Source organism: Streptococcus sp. 1F3, assembly GCF_054968985.1.
Genome location: NZ_JBUEQR010000093.1, coordinates 18974 through 44041, shown reverse-complemented (window position 1 = coordinate 44041; position 25068 = coordinate 18974). Strand labels below are relative to the sequence as shown.

At 42.4% G+C, this 25068-nt stretch carries 14 protein-coding genes and 1 pseudogene; 1 reads left to right on the top strand and 14 read right to left on the bottom strand.

Going from position 1 to position 25068, the window contains the following annotated elements; genetic code table 11:
* Positions 1-202: 202 nt before the first annotated feature.
* Entirely contained in the window at positions 203-835 is a 633-nt protein-coding gene (locus ACVPON_RS08560; RefSeq protein ID WP_462878208.1) for a hypothetical protein, read from the bottom strand.
* Positions 836-1363: 528 nt separating this feature from the next.
* Complete coding sequence (gene lepA / locus ACVPON_RS08555; protein WP_462878207.1) at positions 1364-3187, bottom strand: translation elongation factor 4; 1824 nt, start codon at positions 3185-3187, stop codon at positions 1364-1366.
* Positions 3188-3716: 529 nt separating this feature from the next.
* Between lepA and ACVPON_RS08550 the strand changes: the two genes are divergently transcribed.
* Positions 3717-5252 carry an ATP-binding cassette domain-containing protein gene (locus ACVPON_RS08550; RefSeq protein WP_462878206.1) on the top strand — a complete coding sequence of 512 codons (1536 nt, stop codon included), beginning with the start codon at positions 3717-3719 and terminating at the stop codon, positions 5250-5252.
* Positions 5253-5545: 293 nt separating this feature from the next.
* On the opposite strand, the gene ACVPON_RS08545 is transcribed toward ACVPON_RS08550, so the two are convergent.
* The 12 genes and pseudogenes from ACVPON_RS08545 to nox all read right to left on the bottom strand — a co-directional run bounded on the left by ACVPON_RS08545 (position 5546) and on the right by nox (position 25053).
* On the bottom strand, positions 5546-5707 hold the full coding sequence (locus ACVPON_RS08545; RefSeq protein ID WP_462878205.1) for a hypothetical protein: 162 nt from the start codon (positions 5705-5707) through the stop codon (positions 5546-5548).
* A gap of 160 nt (positions 5708-5867) precedes the next feature.
* Positions 5868-7181, bottom strand: a complete 1314-nt coding sequence (obgE, locus tag ACVPON_RS08540) for a GTPase ObgE (RefSeq protein ID WP_462878204.1) — start codon at positions 7179-7181, stop codon at positions 5868-5870.
* Between the two features lie 72 nt (positions 7182-7253).
* Positions 7254-7379, bottom strand: coding sequence for a DUF4044 domain-containing protein (locus ACVPON_RS08535; RefSeq protein WP_462878203.1), 126 nt, complete (start codon positions 7377-7379; stop codon positions 7254-7256).
* 225 nt (positions 7380-7604) lie between these two features.
* Complete coding sequence (uvrC, locus tag ACVPON_RS08530) at positions 7605-9389, bottom strand: excinuclease ABC subunit UvrC (RefSeq protein ID WP_462878209.1); 1785 nt, start codon at positions 9387-9389, stop codon at positions 7605-7607.
* A gap of 210 nt (positions 9390-9599) precedes the next feature.
* A complete protein-coding gene (gene ldcB, locus ACVPON_RS08525; RefSeq protein ID WP_462878202.1) occupies positions 9600-10343 on the bottom strand; it encodes an LD-carboxypeptidase LdcB/DacB in 744 nt (247 codons plus the stop codon).
* 31 nt (positions 10344-10374) lie between these two features.
* A complete protein-coding gene (locus ACVPON_RS08520) occupies positions 10375-10761 on the bottom strand; it encodes a PaaI family thioesterase (protein ID WP_462878201.1) in 387 nt (128 codons plus the stop codon).
* Positions 10762-10770: 9 nt separating this feature from the next.
* A complete protein-coding gene (pynA, locus tag ACVPON_RS08515; RefSeq protein ID WP_462878200.1) occupies positions 10771-11463 on the bottom strand; it encodes a pyrimidine 5'-nucleotidase PynA in 693 nt (230 codons plus the stop codon).
* Between the two features lie 669 nt (positions 11464-12132).
* A pseudogene (locus ACVPON_RS08510) lies at positions 12133-12261 on the bottom strand (YkgJ family cysteine cluster protein); the annotation flags it as partial.
* Between the two features lie 209 nt (positions 12262-12470).
* Positions 12471-16079 carry a helicase-exonuclease AddAB subunit AddA gene (addA, locus tag ACVPON_RS08505; RefSeq protein WP_462878199.1) on the bottom strand — a complete coding sequence of 1203 codons (3609 nt, stop codon included), beginning with the start codon at positions 16077-16079 and terminating at the stop codon, positions 12471-12473.
* Positions 16069-19314 (bottom strand): ATP-dependent nuclease subunit B, encoded by a 3246-nt coding sequence (rexB, locus tag ACVPON_RS08500; RefSeq protein ID WP_462878198.1) that lies wholly within the window; start codon positions 19312-19314, stop codon positions 16069-16071. The genes addA and rexB overlap by 11 nt, the downstream gene beginning before the upstream one ends.
* Before the next feature lie 1659 nt (positions 19315-20973).
* The gene (gene pcrA, locus ACVPON_RS08495; protein ID WP_462878197.1) at positions 20974-23244 is read right to left on the bottom strand and encodes a DNA helicase PcrA; all 2271 of its coding nucleotides are present in this window, start codon (positions 23242-23244) and stop codon (positions 20974-20976) included.
* A 438-nt stretch (positions 23245-23682) separates the two neighbouring features.
* On the bottom strand, positions 23683-25053 hold the full coding sequence (gene nox, locus ACVPON_RS08490; RefSeq protein WP_462878196.1) for a H2O-forming NADH oxidase: 1371 nt from the start codon (positions 25051-25053) through the stop codon (positions 23683-23685).
* Positions 25054-25068: the final 15 nt, after the last annotated feature.

Here is a 25068-nt window from a genome sequence, read left to right as displayed (position 1 = left end):
ATATGGGACTTTTTTTCTATACTCAAAAAGGCTCCATAATCTCTACAGTGGATTTACCCACTACAGAAATTATAGAGCCAATGTTTAATGGACACAAGAAGCGCCCTTGCTAAACAGCAAGAGGCGCTTCTTTTCTACAGCTAAACAACTATATTAAAAATATGAAGTTATTTTTTCAGACTATCCGGATCTTTTTCCCAACCTAGTCCTTACTTCTACTCCAAGTCTTTTCAATATAACCAACCATATTTTCTAGAACTTCTTCACTTCCTTCAAAAACAATCAAATGAACCCGGTCTCCATCTTTAAAGAGCCAGCAAATGACATACTGATTCGACTTCAGAATAACGTTGACTTGAAAAGCTTCATTTCCTGATACAGTCGTTTTAGCACCCCATACCTTGCTCGCCTCAGGATTGTTTTCCCAGCGATACAGTATGCGGTTAGCAATTGTTTCAGCTGTTAGCTCTTCATCAGGCTTAATATCAGCATTTTCCTTGGTGAAAGCATTCATAGTAATAATATTGTAGCCAGTCCCATCGGTATATTGAATATTATCACCACCATTTATATCAGTAAAGCGAACCCAGTCTTTAGGAACATCAATATAACCATACTCATCTGAACCAATCCGCTGCTTGTCGCTACCTGTCTTTTGCTCTGTTGAGGTTGATGTCGAGGACGAGGTTGTTGTTGAAGTTGACACGGAACTTGTAGACGAAGAACTAGAAGATGTCTGACTGCTCGTAGCTGGTGTTGAATCCGTCTTTCCACACCCACTTAAGGAAATGATAGCAAGTGCAGCTAGGGTTATTATATATGTTTTCTTTTTCATCGTGTTCTCCTTTTAAGGTTTACAGTTATACTACTGTCAATAGTCTTTGAGGCGTTCTCCTTTCGCAATCTAGAAATGAAGAAAGATATATAGGGAACCTACTCCACTCTATCATTCCTAAACTTGGCACTTAGACCACTCACTGAACCTATTAAATACAGTAAAGAGGCTTTCTCTTATCATGTTCTCCTTTCTAAGTTTTAGAATGTTACTCTTCAAAAATCAAATCCTGACCTCGTTAACTCACCTGACTGAACTTCAGTTCAATCTGCGGTTTCGTAACCTAGTCAGCTATTGATGTGTATAGAGTATTAAAACTCGTTTTAATAGCCTGGGCATGCGTTTTCAAGGTCTAGGTCTAGAAACAGTCCCGTGTAGATATCTCACTATTTTTAAACTTACTACCTAAAGGATAAAACGACTACCCGGCGCTTTCTTAATGCTTGGCTTGGGGATAAAACAGTCCAATGGACTACCCGGCGCTTTCTTAATACTAGGCCTGGGGATAAAACAGTCCACTGGACTGTTTTATTCCTCGTCCATGCTCAACACGCTTAAGAAAGCTTCTTGAGGGACTTCGACGCTTCCAATCGCTTTCATGCGTTTTTTTCCAGCTTTTTGTTTTTCGAGGAGTTTGCGTTTTCGTGAGACATCTCCTCCGTAACACTTCGCTAAGACATTTTTGCGAAGGGCTTTGATATCACTACGTGCCACGATTTTTTGTCCGATTGCAGCTTGAATTGGAACTTCAAATTGCTGACGAGGAATGATTTTTTTCAGTTTATCCACGATCAACTTTCCTCGTTCATAGGCAAATTCTTTATGGACAATGAAACTGAGGGCATCAACCTTATCACCGTTTAGGAGAATGTCCATCTTCACTAATTTCGATGGACGATATTCTGAAATTTCATAGTCAAAACTTGCATATCCACGAGTAGAAGATTTCAATTTGTCAAAGAAATCAAAGACAATTTCAGCCAGTGGAATTTGGTAGATGACATTGACACGATTGTCGTCAATATAATCCATGGTCACAAAATCACCACGTTTGCGCTGGGCTAATTCCATCACAGCTCCAACATATTCCTGCGGTACCATAATTTGAGCCTTGACATAAGGTTCTTCAATCTTATCAATCTTGGTTGGATCTGGAAATTCAGACGGGTTCGATACTTCAACGGTCTCACCATCCGTCATCTTCACATGATAGACTACCGACGGAGCAGTCATAATCAAATCAATGTTAAACTCCCGCTCAATCCGTTCCTGAATGACATCCATATGCAATAGCCCTAAGAATCCACAGCGAAAACCAAAGCCTAGAGCCTGAGAAGTCTCTGGTTCAAACTGCAAGCTGGCATCATTGAGCTGTAACTTCTCTAAGGCCTCCCGTAAGTCATTATATTTATTAGAATCAATCGGGTAAATTCCTGCAAAGACCATCGGATTCATCTGCTTATAGCCCTCAAGTGGGGCATCTGCTGGATTGCTTGCAAGGGTTACGGTATCCCCAACCCGAGTATCAGCAACCGTCTTAATCGAAGCCGCAATATAACCAACATCCCCTGTTGCAAGATAATCACGACCTACAGCTTTTGGTGTGAAAATCCCCACTTCTGTCACATCGAAGGTCTTTCCATTACTCATCATTTGAATCGTGTCACCAGGCTTGACCAAGCCGTCCATGACACGTACTTGGAGGATCACACCACGATAAGCATCATAAACAGAGTCAAAAATCAAGGCTTTAAGCGGTGCTGTTACATCTCCTGCTGGAGCAGGGACCTTCTCGACGATTTGCTCTAAAATCTCCTCAATCCCAATTCCAGCCTTGGCAGAAGTCGGTACTGCCTCACTAGCATCAAGACCGATTACATCTTCAATTTCCTGACGAACACGCTCTGGATCTGCTGCAGGTAGGTCAATCTTATTGATAATAGGCAGAATCTCCAAATCATTATCCAAGGCAAGGTAGACATTTGCCAGAGTTTGAGCTTCAATTCCCTGCGCTGCATCCACGACCAAAATCGCACCCTCACAAGCAGCGAGTGAGCGCGATACCTCATAAGTAAAATCGACATGTCCCGGAGTATCAATCAGATGAAAAATATAGCTTTCACCGTCTTTAGCAGTATAGTTCAATTCAATAGCGTTGAGCTTAATCGTGATCCCACGCTCCCGTTCCAAGTCCATACTGTCCAATAACTGTGCCTGCATTTCACGACTTGACACTGTCTCTGTCTTTTCCAAAATACGGTCTGCCAAAGTTGACTTTCCATGGTCAATGTGGGCAATGATAGAGAAATTTCGAATCTTCTCTTGACGCTTTTTTAAATCTTCTACGTTCATATCTCTTCCTTTAAAAGTCTTCTATTCATTATACCAAAAATTCACCAAATTAGCACACTTGACCACATCAGATAAGCGGGTTTTTCAGCCAACATTGCTTTTATATACTACTGTTTCTTTGATTTCAAAATAGGATGTACAAATAAGTAACAAAATAAGTGGGGAAACGATACAGTCAGGAAAATTGACAAAAGATATATTGACAAGCCTCTCTTTCTATGGTATAGTGAAAACATCATATTCGGAGGTAAGGAGACATGAACAACTAAGTCTATTTGTTAAAGTTTGCAAGCGTAAATAGGCAGTTTCACTGCATTCTTTTGCGTATCACCATGCTTTACCAGTAGGCTTTTAGTTGACTTGTATCTCCTTTTTGTGCGGACTTTTGGACACATAGTAATACCACCATTCTCCAAACAGATACCCCCTCCCCACTTCTCTATAGCTTTGAGGGGATAGAAAAAGGTTCTCTGATACAAGTAAATAGCCCTACTGGTGTAGCGAGGGCTATTTGGTATAAGGAGTATCTATGTTACAAATAACACATCTAACCCTGACCCATAAAAAGGACTTAACCAACTTAGTTTGCGACCTATCTCTGATAATCAACAGAGGGGATAAAGTCGCACTCATCGGAGAAGAGGGAAATGGTAAATCCAGCCTCCTTAAATGGATGATGAAAGAAGAATCCGTCTCCTCCTATCTTCAGTTCAGTGGAAACATTCAGCGGGACTTCGTCTCCTACAGCTACATCCCCCAACACTTACCGCCAAAGCTAGAGCAACTCTCACTCAACGACTATTTCTTTGCTACAGACGAGGGAACTATCGATTATGCAGCCCTCTATCGCTACGCCAGGGAATTGCACTTTGATAGCCAGCGTTTTTCAGATTCACAATTATTAGCAAACCTATCAGGAGGTGAAAAATTAAAAATTCAGCTCATCAAAGAACTGGCAAAAGAAACAGATATTCTCTTTCTTGATGAACCCTCCAATGATTTAGATCTAGCAACCCTCAAATGGTTGGAAAACTTCATTCATCAGTCCGATAAAACCGTGGTCTTTATTTCCCACGATGAAACGTTTTTGAGCCGGACTGCAAGCAAAATCGTACATTTGGAACGCATCAAAAAACGTCAGGTCGCACGAACTACTGTTCAAGCTCTGCCTTATACGAACTATGTTCAGAACCGAGAAGCACAGTTTGAGCGCCAACTCCAGCAAGCACGCAACGAACACCTGAATCACCAAAAGAAGATAGACCGTCACCATCGCCTTCATCAAAGTGTCGAATATACAGTCCGCAATACCCATGATGCAACTGCAGGGAGACTGGTGGCTAAAAAGATGAAATCAGTCCTGGCTCAAGAAAAACGCTATGAGAAGGAAGCTGGCAATCTGACTGAAATGCCTAGCAAGGAAGATAGGATAGAGCTCTGTTTTAAAGATATTGTACCACTTCCAGCCCGCAAACTTCTTCTGAAGCTAGAGAAATTCACCTTGCAAGTAGAGCAAAAGCTCTTGGTTCCTAGCTTAAACTTCCAGTTTTTAGCCCAAGAAAAGATCGGGATTATTGGAAAAAATGGTGCTGGCAAATCGAGCCTGCTCAAGCAAGTCTATACTCTCTTACAACAGCAGGCCAGCTATCCTATCGGCTATATGCCCCAGCATTATCAGGAACTACTCGATGGGAATGCTTCTCCCCTCCAATTTCTGACATCTTCTCCCGATACAAAAGAAGGAGAACGGGCTCTCACTCACCTTGCTGGTCTGCAATTGACCCACCAAGAGGCTCAACACCCTATTTCCTCCTTATCTGGTGGACAACAAGCCAAGCTCCTACTCCTAAAAATGGTCTTAGAAGCCTGTCCCGTTTTATTATTAGATGAGCCAACACGAAACTTTTCACCGACTTCACAGCCCCAAGTTCGCAAGCTCTTTTCTGATTTCCCAGGTGCAATCCTTACTGTCTCTCATGATCGAGCCTTTCTAAAAGCAGTCTGCGATAAGATTTACCACCTAGATGAAACAGGCTTACAAGAAATCCAGATAGAAGAGTTTTAAGCACACAATCAGTAAGAAAAGTATCTACTATCATGATGTTGATTCTTGAATGCTTTGACCTATCTCCTCACAATTAGGGAATGGCTCTGCAAGCCGAACTCAGACACAGGAAAAATAAGAAAGTAGCAAACTTCTATCTACAGCTACATCGCCTAATCTGGATGTGATGTTCATTAGGTAGGAACAATTTCCTTTTGAACGGATATAGGTAATCGATACATTTAAACTAAACAACTATAAAAGAGAGGGAGGAATCGTGATCTTAAAGTCACGATTCCTCCCTCTCCTTCTTCTTACTCCTTGGTTTGCTGGTGCAATTTTTCCCGTTCCAAGCGGAATTTACGATTTGGGTTCAGCTTATTAAAGAGCTCCTCTAGTTTTTCAGCATTCCAAATATCAGCTGCTGAAACAAAATTTCCGTCCTTATCCTTATAGGATATTGGTTTATCTCCCATAGTAAAATCTCCAATTCTCTTCAATTATACAATGAACAGATGAACATTGGTCGCATTATCATAAAATCACTATCTAAAGACACCTAAACCGTGGATAGGGTAGGGCTCTACAAGTACCGGCACTCATTGGGATGAATTGGCTATCAATGATAGTCACTCATCAATCTACAAATTCAAATTCAAATGTACCAATGCGGACAATATCCCCATCCTTAGCTCCGCGAGCACGTAAGGCCTCGTCCACTCCCATGCCACGCAACTGGCGGGCAAATTTCATAACTGATTCGTCACGGTCAAAGTTGGTCATCGTAAAGAGTTTTTCCAGTTTCTCACCCGACAAAATCCAGCTGGCATCGTCAGCACGACTAATGTCAAATTCCGGCTCGTCTGGACTAAAGCCATAGTAAACTTCTTCTGCTTCAAACTCTGCTTCATCGTATAAAAGAAATTCTGGTGTCTTGTCAAGCAATTCAGCCGTAGCCTCTAGCAGATTCTCTAGTCCTTGATGTGCTAGTCCAGAAATCGGGAAAATCTGTGGTAATTCATCAAATTCATCATAGCTAGCTGCTAACTTTTTCTTAAACTCTTTGAGATGTTCTTCTGCATCGGGCATGTCCATCTTATTTGCGACAATAATCTGCGGACGTTCCATAAGGCGAAGATTGTAGGTTTCAAGTTCATGATTGATGGCAAGGTAATCTTCATAAGGATCCCGCCCCTCACTGGCAGACATATCTAGAACGTGCAGGATAACCCGCGTGCGTTCAATGTGGCGGAGAAACTGGGTTCCAAGCCCAACTCCCTGGCTCGCTCCCTCAATCAGTCCCGGTAAATCTGCGACTGCAAAAGATTCACCTGATTTGGTACGGACCATTCCCAAATTTGGCACAATGGTTGTGAAGTGGTAAGCACCAATCTTGGGCTTAGCTGCTGTAATTACACTGAGCAAGGTTGATTTTCCAACGGAAGGAAAGCCGACCAAGCCCACATCTGCCAAAACTTTTAATTCCAATTCGAGCTGACGTTCTTCGCCCGGCTCTCCATTTTCCGAAATTTCAGGTGCAGGATTCTTCGGCGTTGCAAAGCGGATATTTCCACGGCCACCACGACCTCCATGTGCTACGATAAACTCTTGACCATGCTCAACTAAGTCAGTAATGAGCCTACCAGTCTCTGCATCACGAACAGTCGTTCCCTGCGGTACACGGACAAATAAATCTTCTGCCCCGCGACCGTGCATACCCTTGGTCATCCCTTTCTCACCAGAAGCTGCCTTAAATTGGCGATTATAGCGGAAGTCCATTAAGGTACGCAAGCCCTCATCTACAACAAAGACTACATTCCCACCATGACCTCCGTCCCCACCCCATGGACCACCATTGGGCACGTATTTCTCACGGCGAAAGGCTACCATGCCATCTCCGCCCTTACCAGCCTTGACCTTAATCTTGGCTGTATCTAAAAACATACTCATCTTTTTACCTATTTCCTCCTAATCGTTCATGTCATAAAAGAAGGGCTAGAGGAATCCTCCCAGCCCCGCTACTTACATAATGGCACTGATGGCTGGCAAAATCAATCCAGCTACGGTTGCCAACACCATCACAATGACAACAATAAGGGTTATTTTCTCAAACGTATTTTTCTTGTGTTGTTTTTCTCCAAACGCCATGGCTTCTCCTTTTGATAAGAACCTGTATTCACTAGCAAAGTGCTTTTATATAAAAGATCGTTTTCATTCATCAAGGTCGTTTTTTGAGGAAATACCGACTGTACGTAAAAAACAAACGATGAACAACTTAAAAACGAGCCTTAGATGGAAGTGCTGAACTGTGAATAAAGGTTCTAACTATTCTTTCAGTATGTTCCCTCATTCTATCATGAATGACGGAATTTTTCAACGTTGACTATCCTCATTTAATTTTTCTTTTACAGATTGAGCGACTTCATAGGGAATCCCTGCTTCTGCAATCTCCTGGAAACTCGCTTCTTGGATCTTACTTAGAGATTTGAAATGCTTCAAGAGTGCCTGCTTGCGTTTCGGTCCAAGACCTTTAATGCCGTCCAATTTAGAAGAAAAAGAATTTTTTGATCGCACTTGACGATGAAAGGTAATCGCAAAACGGTGCACCTCGTCTTGAATCCGTTGCAAGAGAAAGAACTCCTGTGAATTGCGCGAGAGTGGAATCACCTGCAAGGGTTGGCCAAAGAGCAAGTCATGGGTCTGATGCCTGTCATTTTTTTGAAGCCCAGCAATGGGAATACTCATGCCAAGCTCCTGCTCAAGTACCTCCTTAGCCACATGAACTTGCCCCTGACCACCATCGATGATAATGAGATCAGGCGGAGTTAAGCCCTCTTTCTGGACACGACGATAGCGACGATAGAGCACTTCACGCATCGAAGCATAATCATCGGGACCTTCTACCGTCTTGATTTTGTATTTACGGTACTCTTTTTTATTCGGAAGCCCCTGTTCAAAGACCACCATCGCTGATACAGGGCTAGTTCCCATAATATTGGAATTATCAAAGGCCTCAATCCGAACGGGGGTCGGAATTCCCAACAACTGACCGATATTTTCAATTGCTCCTTGTGTCTTTTCTAGATTCTTCTCCAGTAAGTTAAATTTCTGCTGCAGGCTGACACGCGCATTTTTCGTCGCCAGCTGTAAGAGCTGCTTTTTCTCCCCCCGTTGTGGCTTGACAATCTTAGTATCTACCAAACTCTTCACCGCTTCTTCATCGATCCCCGATGGAATGAGCACCTCTTTAGGAATTAAATGTTGCTGGTTGCGGTAAAACTGTCCCAAATAGGTCAAGAAATCCTCTTCAGCTTCATTGTAATAAGGAAAGAGATTGACATTGCGCTCAATCAATTTTCCCTGACGAACAAAAAATACCTGCACACACATCCAACCTTTTTCGACATAGTAGCCAAATACATCCCGATCCTGCAAGTCCTTAGCCATAACCCGTTGCTTGGTGCGAAGAGTAGAGATGGATTGCAGGAGGTCACGGTATTCAGCAGCTTTTTCAAATTCCAGATTGCTAGCAGCCATCTGCATTTTTTCCTGTAATTGATGGACAATCTTATCATCATGCCCCGTCAAAAACTGGCTGACTTCGGTCACCATTTGGGCGTAATCCTTGCGACTAGGCATCTGATCACCATGTGCTAGACATTGTCCCAAGTGGTAGTACAGACAGTATTTATTTTCTGGCAACTTACATTTCCGAAAAGGATAGAGACGCTCCAGTAGTTTCAGGGTCTGATTAGCAGCTCCCACATCTGGATAGGGACCAAAATACTGCCCTCCGTCCTTGCGAACCTGACGCGTAATCATCAGACGAGGGTGACGCTCATTGCTAATCTTGATAAAGGGATAGGACTTGTCGTCCTTGAGCATGATATTGTAGCGTGGCTTGTTTTCTTGAATTAAGTTGATTTCCAACAGTAGGGCTTCAATATTGGACTCGGTCACGATAAATTCAAAGTCAGCAATTTCTGATACCAGAGCCGTTGTCTTAGTATCATGACTACCACGAAAATAAGAGCGAACACGACTGCGCAGATTTTTCGCCTTTCCAACATAGATAATCTTACCATATCGGTTCTTATGCAGATAGCATCCTGGGCTATCCGGAAGCAATTCTAGTTTATGTCTTATCAAATCATTCATCATCTTTATTGTAACAAAAAAAGCAGGACTAGCCCACTTTTTTTCTCTAAAAACTCCCTTTCTTATGTGCAATGCTTCAGCTCTAAACTAAGCAGGACTGAAAAGAACCCTTTTAGAACTTGTATTCAACTGACTGTATCTTGAAAAATGAATGATGAGGAGCTTAAAGACGAGTATTAGATGGAAGTGCTGAACTGTGAATACCGGTTCTCAATCTTCATATCCCCCACCTGACACGCCAAAGTATTCCTCTAGTGTTTGACCAGATTGATAAATATCACTGGCTTCCCTTCCGATATAGCGGATATGCCAGGATTCAGGCATATAGCCTGTAATAGCTTCTTTTCCCGATGGGTAACGGACAATAAAGCCATAGGAATGGGCATGTTCAGCCAACCATGTAGTTGCACTGGGCTCCGTTAGAAGCGCTCCACTGCTGTCTAGAATATCATAAGCCAGTCCTGTCTGGTGTTCACTGTAGCCTGCCCTTGCTGAATAGCGATCCGCCCTTTCTTTACCATCATTTGCGACATAGGATTGATAGAGACCCGCCTGCATGTCATAAGAACGAAAACCACTATATTGGGTCCTTGATACATCATAGCCCAAGGACTGCATCTGGGTTACAAGATCCTGAAAGGCAGATACTGCTTCAGGAATTTCTCCCGGAGCATAGTCGCTTGAAAGAGGATACCGTTTATTGACAACGATGACCTCCCCATACTTGCCTTCAACACTGTAATAGGAACCATTATAAGTCGGTTGGACCGAAATCGAGGCAGGTGCTGTAGACTGACTAGAGGAGGATCCTGTCTCTGCCATAGCTTGTGAATGGACAGAGCTACTAGCAAGGCTTGCCCCAGTTGAACTGGCTACTTCTTTTTCAGCTGTAGATGTTGCACAAGCTACAAGAAAGAGTAAGAAAAGACTAGATAAGATACATCTTATTTTCATAAACACACCATTTTCTATTACGAACTTGCAATCATTTGCCACGCTCACCTGTAACAAACATGGTAAACCTTGCTTTGACCATTTCTTCCTGCTTTTGATTGGTTACGGTCACATCCACTACCTTGGTCGTACGACCATCATGAACACATCTGCCATCGATGACGAGAGTATCCCCCAGTTGCCCTGGCTTAAAGTAGTTGATACTGGACTGGAGGGTCACCGCATCATAGCCTGTCGAAATCACCACCAAACCACTGATTTGATCACAGAGGGTAAAAAGATAACCTCCATGAGCAAAGCCATAGTAGTTCAAGGACTTGTCCACCACTTCCGTCGTTACCACAAGATACCCTTTTTCAGATGACAGCACCTTAACATTTTCAAAGAGGTGAATATCCTGTAAAAACTTGTCCTTCATGTTTTCCTCCTACTTTTTCTGTAATAGGGCTAGTAATTCTTGGTAATTGTTTACTTCATAAGTGGGAAGAGCCCTGGTTCGATTTTCTAGAGAAGAAGGATTGTACCAAACGGTATCAATTCCTGCATGATTGCCACCTTGAATATCTGCCGTCAAGCTATCACCAATCATCAAAGCCTGTTCTTTCGTAAAGCCTGCAATCTGCTCAGCTATTTTTTCAAAAAAGAAGGCCTCGGGCTTCTTCGTCCCCATTTGCTCTGAAATAAATATATTCTTGAAAAAGGGGTGAATCGGGGAATGTGCTAAGCGTTTTTCCTGAATATAGGTCACCCCATTCGTCGCTCCATATAACTCATACCCCTGCTCTGTCAACTCCTGCAATAGTTCAACTGCACCATCAAAGGTCTGTCCCTGCTGACTGATATACTCCTGATAAAGAAGTGCCATTTTAGCCCCATCTACTGTATGTCCAAAATGGGCAAAAGAGCGCGAAAAACGCGTATTGATAAGCTCTTGCTTGCTGATCTTCCCTTGCTCCAAATCCTTCCACATCGCTAGATTCATCGGCTTATAGTAAGCCTTAAATGCCTCTTTATCTTCCACAGCCATCGCTTCTAACAACTGCGTCAAAGCAAGCTCCTCAGCAGCTGCAAAGTCTAGTAAGGTATGGTCAAGATCGAATAATAAAAATTTGTAGTCCACCTAATTATCTCCTTGTAATCCGTTCTACTATTAGTATAGCATATTGACGCACCATCTGTTCAAAGAGTAGCTTTTCATTTAGACAAGCCTAGCTACTTCCCAAAATGACCTCATACTCAATAAAAATCAAAAGTAGACTAGCTTTCACAATGAAGAATTGTGAAAGGTTGGAAATGAGAGTAGCACCGCTCATTTCCTTATAATCGAAGCCGAAGGGAGAACGAGCCTTCACCAAGGCAAGTTGACCAAGTATCCTTTTAACTTTTAAAGAGTACAAGGCTGTGATAATGGCTACTTCTCTACCAGTCCTAAGAGTAGGTTGGATAGCGGGTGCGAATTTAGGATTGTGGTTAGCATTTGTCCAATGGCAAGTTCCATAAATCTATTATCAGTTTGTTTTTGTCTTTTGAATAGTATAACATTTAAGAAATTCGCTACTGGATCGTTTCTTCCGTATCCATAAAGTGAGTGAAGTTCACAACAGTTACCACAAAAAATATGGAATCAGACGAAGAAGTATAAACTTTGAACTGCACCTCAAAAGCTAGACACAAAATCTAACGATTGGGGTACAGTTCAAATGGACTCTTTTTCTAATCTGGATAAGCTCTAGCTTCTATGCCACTCCCTCTTATAAACACTTTTTTAGCTTCTCCACAAAGAGATAGGCTGCTGGACAATCTTATCCAAATTTTTGGGAGCTTTTTTCTTTAACATCGCTAAAAATTTGCGGTGTTCCCCTTGTTTCTGCTGGGCTAATTGCTTGTAATATTCAATGTCAATCCTTGTCTGATTCATCCTTATGTTACTTCCTTTTCTCGCCCTATTATATCACAAATAGTACGGGTAAAAAAGAACTATAAAAATAGACCTGCACCCTAATATTTTTTTGTACAGCAAGGAGCTTCTATTGCATGAAGCATGGCCGAACCGTATGCCTTAAAAGTTCTTCCATTCTGTAAAAAGAAGGGCTAGAAGTTACTTCGCTGTGACGAGGGCTGTTTACTTTAAGGCAATGAAACAACTTCAATCTTAGCACCACCTAGTAAAATGAGGTATTTTTCCACTAGATCAACCTGGTAGGCTTGTTTGAGAGCATCTGCATAGAGCTCCATTTGACCACGATAGCGTTGGACTAGCTGGCTTGGATGCTGGTAGTGATCGGTCTTATAATCAAAGAGGAGTATCCGATCTGGGTACTGGATAAATCCATCAATAATACCACGTAAAACATAGTCTTCTTCTGCATGTGTATCAGGTCGCAAGATAGCAAAAGGCTGCTCTCTACGAACCCGCTTATGCTGGGTCAATAGCTCCTGACCTAGGGGCAGTTCAAAAAAAGCAACAATCTTACTCACGTCAATCTTTTCTTTGACAGCTTCTTCTGCATGCACTTGTGCAAGTGTATCAATCACCGTGTCGGCTGTAATAGGAGATACAAGGGGCAAGCGTTGCATCAATTCATGTACAGCAGAACCAATCTGGCTTCCTGTCACCTTCTGCTTGTGGTCAAAATCAGGCAGGAGAAATTTCCGATTGGGAACATAGGTTTCCATGATTTCAAGGCCATCATCTGCGAGAACTGGCTCATAGAGTTTCTTAATTTGACTAGGGGTTCGAACACTCGGTAAATCGATGGCAGCACGGTACTGGTGGTTGATTTTCTCAACAGCTGACAGCCGATCCAGAGCAGCTAGAATATCTTCTGACTGGCGGTTGTCTTTCACATTATCTGCCGGCATATACGCCGGTACAGCCAATCGACCAATCTTTTCTGGTGTCAGTTCTTCTGCCTCTACAAAAGTCTTTTTGAAATGGAGATCCTGTCCCTGAAAGGCTTCTTCAATCGCCAAAATCCAATCTTGGAAATTGGTCATGGATTCCCGTGTAGACTGGGCTAACACACCGAAACGAGATTTACCGTCATATTTATTGGACAATTTTTCCCGACTTCCTTTTCCAACCAGATAGAGCTTTTGTTCAGCCCGCGTCATGGCAACATAGAGCAGACGCATCTGCTCAGATAAACTCAAGCGTTTTAATTCTTCTTGATTGAGCTGATAGGGTAGAGTATTCATCTGAACGCGGACATGGGGCAAGGGCGTTTCAAATTTATCTTTCATATCAGCCAAATACTGGGCCCCAATTCCATTTTCCCTGCTAAGGACAATCGGGCTCCTACTTTCTTGACGACTAAAATCCTTGTCCATATTGAGAAGAAAGACATATTTAAATTCTAAGCCCTTACTCTTGTGAATGGTCATGAGCTGAACCGCATTTTCTGGAAGGGCAAGCTCTACATCAGCCAAATCATTGTCGCTCGCAATCAGCTTGTCAATCATGGTAATGAATCTCGCCAAGCCTTTAAAGCCTGTCTTTTCAAACTGATTTGCCCGCAGACCGAGAGCGTATAGATTTGCTTGGCGCTTGTCACCATTTGGCAGGGCACCGACATAATCATAGTAAAACTTCTCATTGAAAATCTTCCAAATCAGGTCATAGATCGAATGGTTCCTAGCATAGGCCCTCCAATTGACCAGATAGGTTTCAATATGCGCTAGCTTTTTCTTTAATCTAGGAGAGATCAAGTGAGGATGATCACCACTAGCACTCAAAGCCTGCTGCAATTTCTGATAAAAATAAGCCGAATCAGCCTGCAAGGCAATCCGTGTCAGTTCATCTTCTGTCAAACGAAACATCGGTGATTTCAAAAGGGCAATGAAGGGATAGTCGTTGAGCGGATTGTTAATAACGCGCAAGGTATCAAGCATAAGCATGACTTCCAATGACTTCAGATAGTGGGCCTCCCCGCCGTCAGATACCAAGGGAATCCCATGTTGCTCAAAACTGGTCAAAATACGCTCATTGCGAGTCCTTGAAGATACAAGTAAGGTGATGTCTGAAAACGCAACCTGTTCTTCATTGTGCAAACGGATGATTTCCTTAGCGACTAACTCTACCTCTCCAGCACTGACTTCCCCCTGCTCTAGCCTTTCTTCCTCTTCCACATCGGTATTGTAAATCAAATACTCCATTTGATGATGAGGCTGTTGTATTTTCTGACGGTCACTGCCTGCAACTAGACAATGGGTCTCATCGTAAGTGATTTGACCAACCTCCTTGTCCATGAGGCGGGTAAAAATGGCATTGGTTGCATCCAGTACCTCGCACTGGCTTCTAAAATTCTCTTTAAGAAGAATCAATTTACCAGCAGTTGGATCTGATTGATAGAGTTCAAATTTCTCTTGGAAAATACGCGGATCTGCCTGACGAAAACGATAGATAGACTGCTTGATATCTCCTACCATGAAACGATTATAACCGTTTGATAACAAATCTAGCATTCGCTCTTGAATATGGTTGTTGTCCTGATACTCATCAACCATGACCTCGTGATAGGTCGACTGGTAGAGCTTACGAATCTCTGGATACTCTTCCAAGATTTGAATAGCAAAATGGCTAATATCTGTAAATTCATAGCTATTTTCCTGCATCTTCCGCTGCAGATATTGGCTTGAAAAATCAAGGACAAAATCTCGCAAAAGACGAAGAAGAGGAACTAGCTGAGGCTGGTAGGTTAAAACAGTTTTCAGGTGCTTTAAATTGGTCAAGCGTGCCTGCAAGTCCTTAAAGACTGGGTATTTTTCACCTGCCACTGTCACTTCTGCACCTGACGGTAAAATGTCTACCACCTGTGCAACTACTGCTAAGAGTTGCTCCATTTCCCTATAGTTAGTATGTGCTACCAGTAATTCCCTCAATTGACCAATGATTGCTAGGTGCTTGGTATAGTTTGCCGTTGGCTTACCTGCCTTGGTCTCTTTTTTATAGGTAGGTAAGTCTGTCACATCCTGCAAGTCATTCGCAGCCCGCTCCATACTATCTAAGAGTCCTTCAAAAGTCGAAGCTGGAAGACTGGCAAGGCTCGTAAACTGCTCATACCCCTTTAAAAAGGTTGTCCTTAACCACTCCTTAGGATTGCTTGTCGATTGACTAAAGGTATGAACCTGATAGACAACCTCCTGAAATCCTTTCATGTCCTTACGATTACTCGAAAAATTTCGCACCAATTGCTGAAAGACTACCTGATCTTTTCCAGCCATATAATCGCTTACTAAGTCCGAAAACACTTCCTGCTTGAGCAAGTCCTGCTCATTTTTATCCTGCAAAATCCGGAAAGTCGGTGCAATTCCCAAAAGATAGCCATAGGTCACCACTAATTGTTGGCTAAAGGCGTCCATGGTTCCAATAGCAGCATTGGGAAGATTGGTCAACTGTTGTGATAAATGGCGTTTCAATTCTTCATCTGGGCTATCAAGAATTGCCTTGGTCAGCTGGCGCTCGATCCGCTCTCTCAGCTCCCCTGCTGCCTTAACTGTAAAAGTCGAGATAAAAAGCTGATCCACACCAATTCCTCGCTTCAGCTTGTCCAAAATCCGCTCCACCATGACAAAGGTCTTTCCAGAACCAGCAGAAGCCGACACCAAAACATTTTGCCCATTGGTATAAATCGCCTCGATCTGCTCAGGTGTTCGTTTTTGCATCTTCTCTGACTGGGCTTCTGCTCGTTGCAAGTCTGCAATTTCAGCTGAACTTAAAAATGCTTCAAACCTCATCTGCCACTCCTTTCTTCATCCTGTCTAACCAATCCTCTTTCTTACCACCTTTCAAAAGCGGGCGGGCTAATGAAAAATGGCGATCAGCCTCAAATCCTGTGATAGCCTTTAATTGCTCACCTGCTACTGACCGACCATCTTCAGTATAGGGATTGACTGCAAACTGACCTGCCACAATCTTCTCTGCAGCTTGCCGATACAAGGTCTGATTATAGGCTAACATCGTATCCAAATCCTGCTTCGTAAAGAGTGAAGCCTTGGTCTTGGCATATAAGTGGTTGAGGCGATTGCTCTCCTCTTCCAAAAATAAGCCCTTATAAACTAAAGATTTATAGGTGTTGGCAAGAATCTGATCTTCTGATTTGGTGTCTGTCAATTTAACAATCGGATCGAACATATGCAAATACATAGCACCAAAAATCTTCTCCGATTGACTAAATTCTGGCAACTCTTGCACTGCTGCAATATAGGTCATCAACTGTGGACTAAGCCCATTGTAAAATCGATCAATGTGAAACTGGTTATTGCTTGATTTGTAATCCACCACTCCAAAAGCCTGATCCGAAGTCAATTGATCCAAACGATCCATTTTCCCCACTACTTGAACAGGACGCCCCTTTTCTAAGGTCAAAAAAGGGGCTTGTTCCCAATGAAAGACTGCTTCATTTGCCATAACTTTTGTAACAGGCTCCGCCTGTAAGACCAAGGACGTTGCCCGTGCAATGTCCAGCAAGACAGTCTCTGAGAACTGACTTTCAGCATTGAATTGGTACAGGGCTTCAAAAGAGGGCTCCTTGCGGGTCTCACTGATGGCTTGTTGCAATTTGTCATCAAAAGATTGAGAGCTATGGTCACTTGTCACTCGTTCAAAAATCCGGTGCAAAAAATTTCCATGGCTACGTGCATCAGGATAGATACTATCTCGCTCCCTCAAACGCAAGACATGCTTGATAAAATACAAGTACTCATTCTGATAGAAATCTGTCAAACTAGACGCAGATAAAACGAGAGGGGTACCTGCTGGATAAAGGACATCAAGTGTGTCAACCTCCAAGGGACTAGTCTCGACTTCACCTGTAATAGCTGGAATGACAATCTCTTCTTGTTCCAATTTTTTACGCAGATAACGGATCGCAACCAACCAAAAAGTTTCCTCTTCCTTAGTCCACTTCTCTTCAAACGGCAAACGATTCGCCTCAATCACACGAGCTAACAAACTCTTATAGTGTGACAAATCGTCTAGCTGAAAACCAGTAGTATTTCCTTTTTCTACTTTTGGAATCCCTATTGCCTGCAAGACTTGTAGATAGGGGGATTTCCCCTCTTCGGTTTCATTAGCGAGTTGTGGAGCTGATAGGACTAGTTGGTCACTAGCTGCATTGAGCAGCGAAATCATCGCAAAATGATTTTTCTTGACATTCTCACGACTCACCACATCGAGCTTGGTCAACCGACCAGTCGCTTCATTTATCCGTAGTCGTTCTGCATCAGTCAAGAGACTGGTATTCTTTGTTAGTTTTGGAAAATTGGTCTGGGTCAAACCAATAGCAAAGATATATTTGGCTGTATGAGGCTCAATCAAGTCATAGGATTTGACCCGCACCACATCAACAGTCGCAGGTACAGTTCGGTAGGTACTTGCTAGCATTCCAGCACGCAAAATAGCTAGAAAATCAGCTAGTGTTACCTTCTCATCTCCAAAAATCTGGTGCATATCCTCTAAGAGATGAACAAAGCGATTCCAGACCTGCTCGTCCTTTTCCTGCTCTATTTCCCCAAAGGAGGCAGATAGTGCCTTCATAGTATCCGGCAGGGCAGTTGCTTCACAAAAAGTGCGAAACTTCCCTAGCAGACTTTTGCCTAGTTGGGGACCTGCCTTAAAAAAAGCTGTCAAGGGGGCCATAATCTGCTCCCGAATCCGATTAAGCTCTTTCAAATCATAGCGATTGCCATTTTTTACTGTAAATACCCGTTCAAATTGTGTCTGCCCCTTCACATCTGCAAATAAAAGATATTGCTCAAATCGATCTAGTTCTTCCTGATTCAGGTGCTGATAGAGACCTGATTTCAAGAGATTGAGCATATCCTCTGTTCTAAACCGATAGCGCTTCAAGCGTTCCAAGGATTCAATCCAATGCACCAAAGGGTGATGGCTCATCTCTTCAGCTCTTCCTAAATAATAAGGAATATCATATTGGTCAAAGATCTTTCCAACTTGCAAATGATAGCTATCCACATCTCCTAAAAGAACGACAATATCTTTATAGCGTATCCCTTGATGAAGGAGCCGTCGAATGGTGAGAGCTACCTGTCGAACTTCCTCTCTCTGATTGGTCACCTCCCATAGCTGAACCCCTTTTTGATCGTCAGCTGTTAACGCCACCTGACGGCTAGAAAAATCATAACGTCCTTCAATATTCCTCGAAATCTTTCCAAAGGTATCTAACTCATCTGAAGCCGCTAAGTAGCTGGGCTTACTCTGGAAAGTCTCCGCCAAATGGCGGAGAAACTCCACACTAGCTTGATAGATATTCCCCTCGATATAAGTCGCTTGATAGGCTTTTTGGCTCGCATAAGTTGCGATAACTAATTCTCCTACACGTCCATCCAAGGCTGCAATCAGTGCCTCTTCTTCTGCTGAAAAACGAGTAAAGCCGTCTACAACAAGGACAACACCTGCTAGTTCCTGATCTAGCTGGCCAGATTCAACAGCCTTACGAAATTGAGCTATTGGAGTAGAAATTTGAAAACGTTCTGAGATCATTAGCTCTTCAAAAGCCCGTAAAATCTTGACCAAGTCCGCCTCTTTATCCGGTGAATCCAACTGTACTAAATCTGTAACTGTAAGATTGGAACGCTGCATTTCCTTATATAAAGCAACTAGTTGCTGGATAAAGGCGATATCCTGCTTAACCTTGCTATAGACTTGAAATTCTGTATCATCCATCTGGGATAAAAGCCTAAAAAAGAGCATAGCGAGACCGGTATCATCCAAGTTTTTCATCTGTTCTACCTGATTAAGCGTAAAATAGCGCGCCAGCTGTTCAAAACGGGTCACCATCATATCAAAGGACCCCTTTTCCTTTAAGAGGGTCAATACTGCCCTTTCCTTTTCAAAAGAGAGGGAGTTGGGAGCAATATAAAAGACCCGCTTCCCTGCTTGTGTATAATCCCTTGCCAGTTTGGCTAGAAAGCTAGTCAAGGGATAACGAATATCTGCATAGTATAATTTCATAGGCTCTTTCTCCTATCATCTGTCCTGGGTATATCTTTGGCTCTATTATACCAAAAGTCGAAAAAACATGCCTCTTTACCAGATTCCTTGGAATACTGTAAAAATAGGATATTCTTATACTCAATAAACATCAAAAGTAGACTAGCTTTCACAATGAAGAATTGTGAAAGCTTGGAAATGAGAGTAGCACCGCTAATTCCTTATAATCGAAGCCGAAGATAGAACGAGCCTTCACCAAGGCAAGTTGACCAAGTATCCTTTTGATTTTTAAAGAGTATTATTTTGAAGAGGATAGTATTTGACAAGCATTGCGTCCGTCTTCTATTGTTACTCGGATCGCTTCATGGCTTTTGTATCTTGGTTTAATTGAGTTCGGATTAAGAGTTGTGTAAAAAAGAGTGCGGAAAATCGTGATTTCATCGTCTCGTTTTTCTGCACTTTTTATTTTTGTAGTATAGTTGTTTCGTTTACTTTTAGTACTAGGCAACGAGCTGCAGGCTGCTTCAACAGTCTAATGACTGTTGAAGGTTGGAAATCATACTGACGATAGTCAGTAACAATCGTAGAGTACGGCAAAGCGAGTTCCAATCATCTTCCAGATGATTGGAAGTAGGAAATAGGGAAACGGAGTTTCCACAATCGTCGAAGTAATAAAAGTTAAACTAAATGAGTATATTTTGGTTTAAATGTAAATCAAACCACCATCAAGCTCCTATTGTTACTTGGCTCTTGATGTCCTCACATCTTATGTAAATGAGTTCAGCCTAAAACCTCGGAAAAAAGATAAAAAATGAATAAGATACACTAACTTGTTTTATTGGCGGTAGCTAGCTGACTATTCACTGCATTTCATTTGTGACTAGCCTAGCTAGCTTCGCCGGGGTCTCGCAACGAAGTTGCAAGCAACTTCTGTTCGGCCGCCTATTTTTCAGTCGGTTTTTAACGGATTCACATCTTATGTAACTGAGTTCGGACTAAGAGCTGTGTAAAAAAGATAGATTTCCTCGTGTTCATCGAACACTGCGTCAAGCTCCTATTGTTACTTGGCTCTTGACGTCCTCACATCTTAATTGAACTCGAGCTAGGAGTTGTGCAAAAAAGATAGGTTTTTCTAGAACCTAAAGGTTCTTCGTCAAACCTTCTATTTTTGCTTTACTCGTTTCACGCTCTCGTGTCCTGTTATAACTGAGTTCAACCTAAAACCTCGGAAAAAAGATAAAAAATGAATAAGATACACTAACTTGTTTTATTGGCGGTAGCTAGCTGACTATTCACTGCATTTCATTTGTGACTAGCCTAGCTAGCTTCGCCGGGGTCTCGCAACGAAGTTGCAAGCAACTTCTGTTCGGCCGCCTATTTTTCATTCGGTTTTTTAACGGATTCACATCTTATGTAAATGAGTTCGGACTAAGAGCTGTGTAAAAAAGATAGGCAGCTGTTTTGGCTTTAGCTGATTACAGCTGAGAATCCTGTAAGGAGAGATTTCCTCGTGTTCATCGAACACTGCGTCAATCTCCTATTTTTACTTGGCTCTTGACGTCCTCACATCTTAATTGAACTCGAGCTAGGAGTTGTGCAAAAAAGATAGGTTTTTCTAGAACCTAAAGGTTCTTCGTCAAACCTTCTATTTTTGCTTTACTCGTTTCACGCTCTCGTATCTTAATTCTCCTTTTCAATCGGTGCAAGACTTGCTAAAACTTTTTTTAGTCCCATCTCTGGAAAATTGATTTTCAACTCTTGGCTGCTACCACTACCTGTGACTTCAAGGACAGTCCCTCGTCCCCATTTGCGGTGAATAGCAATATCTCCCACAGCCCAATCAGCTTGAGGTGTACGATTCGAGTTGCTAAATGGTAGATTATCTCCCAAGCTACGCGGCTGAATCTGAGACTTGCGGGATTGAATCGCCTGTTGTAAACTCATGCCTTGCCCAAACTGACTAGTCTGACCATTGACATAGGAGGCCTTAAAGGCAGTATTCGCAGGTCTAGCCAAGCCTTGATAATCCAGTAAATCACTCGACACTTCCCGGATAAAACGACTTGGTTGATTATAGTTGCTTCGCCCAAATAAAAGGCGTGAGTTTGCATTCGTCAGGTAAAGTTGCTTTTCCGCACGAGTAATACCTACATAGGCAAGACGACGTTCTTCTTCTAATTCGTCCTCATCTTCAGCTGCCCTACTGAGCGGAAAGACATTTTCTTCCATACCGATAAGAAAGACGACTGGAAACTCTAGTCCCTTAGCCGCATGCAAGGTCATCAAGGTCACTTCAGAGTTCTCCCGATCACTATCATCTGTATCTGCGATCAAAGCCAAATCATTGAGGAAACGGCTCAAGATTTCCAAACCTGCTTCTCCTTCTACCTTGTTTTCCTCATCAAAATGCTTGGTTACAGAGAGAAACTCCTGCAGGTTTTCAATTCGAGCATTAGCCTCCAAGGTTGCCTGAAGCGTGAGCGTCTCGATATAGCCAGTCTTACTCAAAACAGCCTCCACCAACTCCGTAATCGACAGATCATCCAATTGTTCCCGCAACTGATAAAGAAGAGTAGACAGGTCAAAAACTGCCTGTGCTGCCTTCCCCTTAATCCCTGATAACATGATATTCTGGCTTGCTTCTAGTAAAGAGGTAGCCTGCATTTGAGCAAAATCACGGATTTTATCCACCGTACCAGGTCCTACGCCACGTTTGGGTTCATTGACAATTCTCTCAAAAGATAGGTTATCTGCTGGGTTTGCAATCACATTTAGATAGGCAATAACATCACGGATTTCCTTACGGCTATAGAACTTGGTTCCACCGACCATGGTATAGGGGATATTCGCCTTTAAAAGAGCTTCTTCAATCGTCCGGGATTGGGCATTGGTCCGGTATAGTACGGCAACATCACGATAGGAGTGACCTGCTCGTACTAATTCATCAATCTGACCTGCCACATAAATGGACTCATCTTGCTCATCACGAGCCCGGTAGTAGATAATCTTATCTCCTTCATCGTTTTGTGTCCAGAGATTTTTCGGACGGCGGTTACGGTTGTTGTTGATGACATCATTGGCTGCCTGTAAAACGGTCTTGGTTGAACGATAATTTTCCTCCAGTAGCACTACCTTACTTTCTGGATAGTCCTTTTCAAAATCAAGAATATTTTGCATATCCGCCCCACGCCAGCCATAGATGGACTGATCAGCGTCTCCCACGACACAGATGTTCTTAAAACGGGAAGCAAGGAGCTTGACTAACTGATACTGGGCATGGTTGGTATCCTGATACTCATCAACATGGATATATTGGAATTTCTGTTGATAATAAGTCAATACATCTGGTTTCTGATCAAACAGGCGCAAGGTCAGCATAATCAAATCATCGAAATCTACTGCCTCACTCATACGCAATTCTTTTTGATAGGCACTATAGCATTTGGCTACAATCTGCGTGTACAGATCTCCTGCCTGACTTTCATAGGCTACTTCATCCACTAAGTCATTTTTAGCATTGGAAATTGTACCTAAAATAGAGCGTTCACTCCATTTTTTCGGATCCAGATTCAGATTCTTTAAAATCCGCTTCATCAAGGTTCGCTGCTCCCCCGGATCCACAATGGTAAAATTACGATTATAGCCAATCTGATCAGCATCTCGGCGTAAAATCCGTACACACATGGAGTGAAAAGTCGCAATCAAACAATCCTGAGTTGCAGGATTGAGCGCAAAAGCCCGCTCTTTCATCTCCCGAGCTGCTTTATTGGTAAAGGTAATCGCTAAAATATTCCAAGGATTCACCAATTTTTCATCAATCAGATACGCAATACGGTGAGTTAAGACACGGGTCTTACCAGAACCTGCCCCCGCCATAATCAACAAAGGACCTTCTGTCGTTCGTACTGCCTCTACCTGTTTATCGTTCATTCCATTTAATAAGGGATTCATCTTCTCTCCTCCAACTCCTATCATTCAAGAAAATCAACACTCCTACTCCTCCAACTACCAGCTTCTAGCCCTGTGAACAATTGGAAGCAGACCTCTTACGACTTCCAAGAACTCCATCCTCTACTAGCTAGTAGTTCAGCCAAGCATCGATTGGCAACTTATGGATACCATACAACGTTATAAGGTGGTTCTTTGACCCAATCTTGCTGAATCATGATTCTTTTAGAAAACCATAACCAGCTAGAGCAGCTGCCATTCTTTTCTATTATGCAGTAGCCTTCTTGCTGTTCATCAGATGTTGATTTATAGAATATCCATAACAGACTAGCCTCTGTCTTCCTAGACTTCCAATTTCTCTATTATATCAAAAACGAGACAAAGGAAAAAGCCAAAGCAAAAAGAACTGGACAATTGTCCAGCTCCTTCATAGACTATTGCTTATTCCGCACCCAAAGCTGCCATTGTGATGTAGTTGTATGGCTTATTGAAATGTGGTAGGAAGAAGATATCAAGAAGCGCCAAGCGTTCGATTGTAACTTTTTCCTGAATAGCAAGTGAGAACATGTGGATTCCCATTGACATATCTTCCTTAGATGCCATCTGTGCTCCAAGAACAACACGTGTATCCTTGTCATAAACGATTTTAAGAGTTACTGGGAAGTTATCATGTTCAATAAATTCTGGTTTTTGATTATCTGTGAACTCAGTCACTACTGCATTGTAACCAAAGCGTTTCGCTTTTTCAAGTGTCAAACCAGTTGAGACCATCTTAAGGTCGTAAATAGCGATACCATTAGAACCTTGCACACCGATTGATTCAAGCTCAGTTCCACATACATTGTGAGCTGCTACGATACCTGAACGTACGGCATTTGTTGCAAGGGCGATATAGTTTGTATCACCGATTGAATTATCATAAACAGTCGCACAGTCCCCGATAGCATATACATCTTTCATGCTGGTTTCTTGTTTTTTGTTTACAAGGAAAGCACCATTGCGGAAGAGTTCAAGCTTCCCATCTCCAAGACCTGTATTTGGACGGAATCCAACTGCCAGGATGACCATATCAACATCAAAACTTTCTTTATCTGTTACGATACGTTCTACCTTACCATCACCTTCAATCGCTTGAACCGTTTGACCAAATGCCAATTTGATACCGTGATCTTCAAGGTTCTTGCTCATCATATCTGTCAAATCGCGGTCATAGTAACCTGCCAAGCAAGTGTCCACAACATCGATCAAGATAACTTCTTTACCTTTACGCTCAAAGGCTTCTGCAAGTTCCACACCAATATAACCCGCACCAACAACAGCTACACGCTTGATGTCTTCATCTTTCAATTTTTCAATAACATCTGCTGAGTTTTGGTACAATTTAACGAATTGAAGATTTTTAAGAGTCGCTTCAAATTCGCGTGAACCTTCTTTGATTTCTGCACCTTTAATAGGTGGCAAGATTGGTTGTGAACCTGTAGCAAAAATCAATTTATCATAAGATTCAACGTGTTTGCTACCATCTTCTAAAAGAACATGTACTTCTTTCTTATCATAGTCTACAGACTCAACTGGTGAGTTCATGTATACTTTTGCGCCAAGACTTTCCAACTGTTCTTTATCGGAGTAGAACAAACCTTCTGGACCAGAAATTTGCTCACCAATCCATAGCGCCATTCCACAACCAAGGAATGAGATATTTGAGTTTTGGTCAAATACAACAATCTCGTTATCAGCACCATAATTGGTTAGCATAGTTTTGATACAAGCTGTACCAGCGTGGTTTGCACCAACAACAACAATTTTAGACATAAGTAACTCTCACTT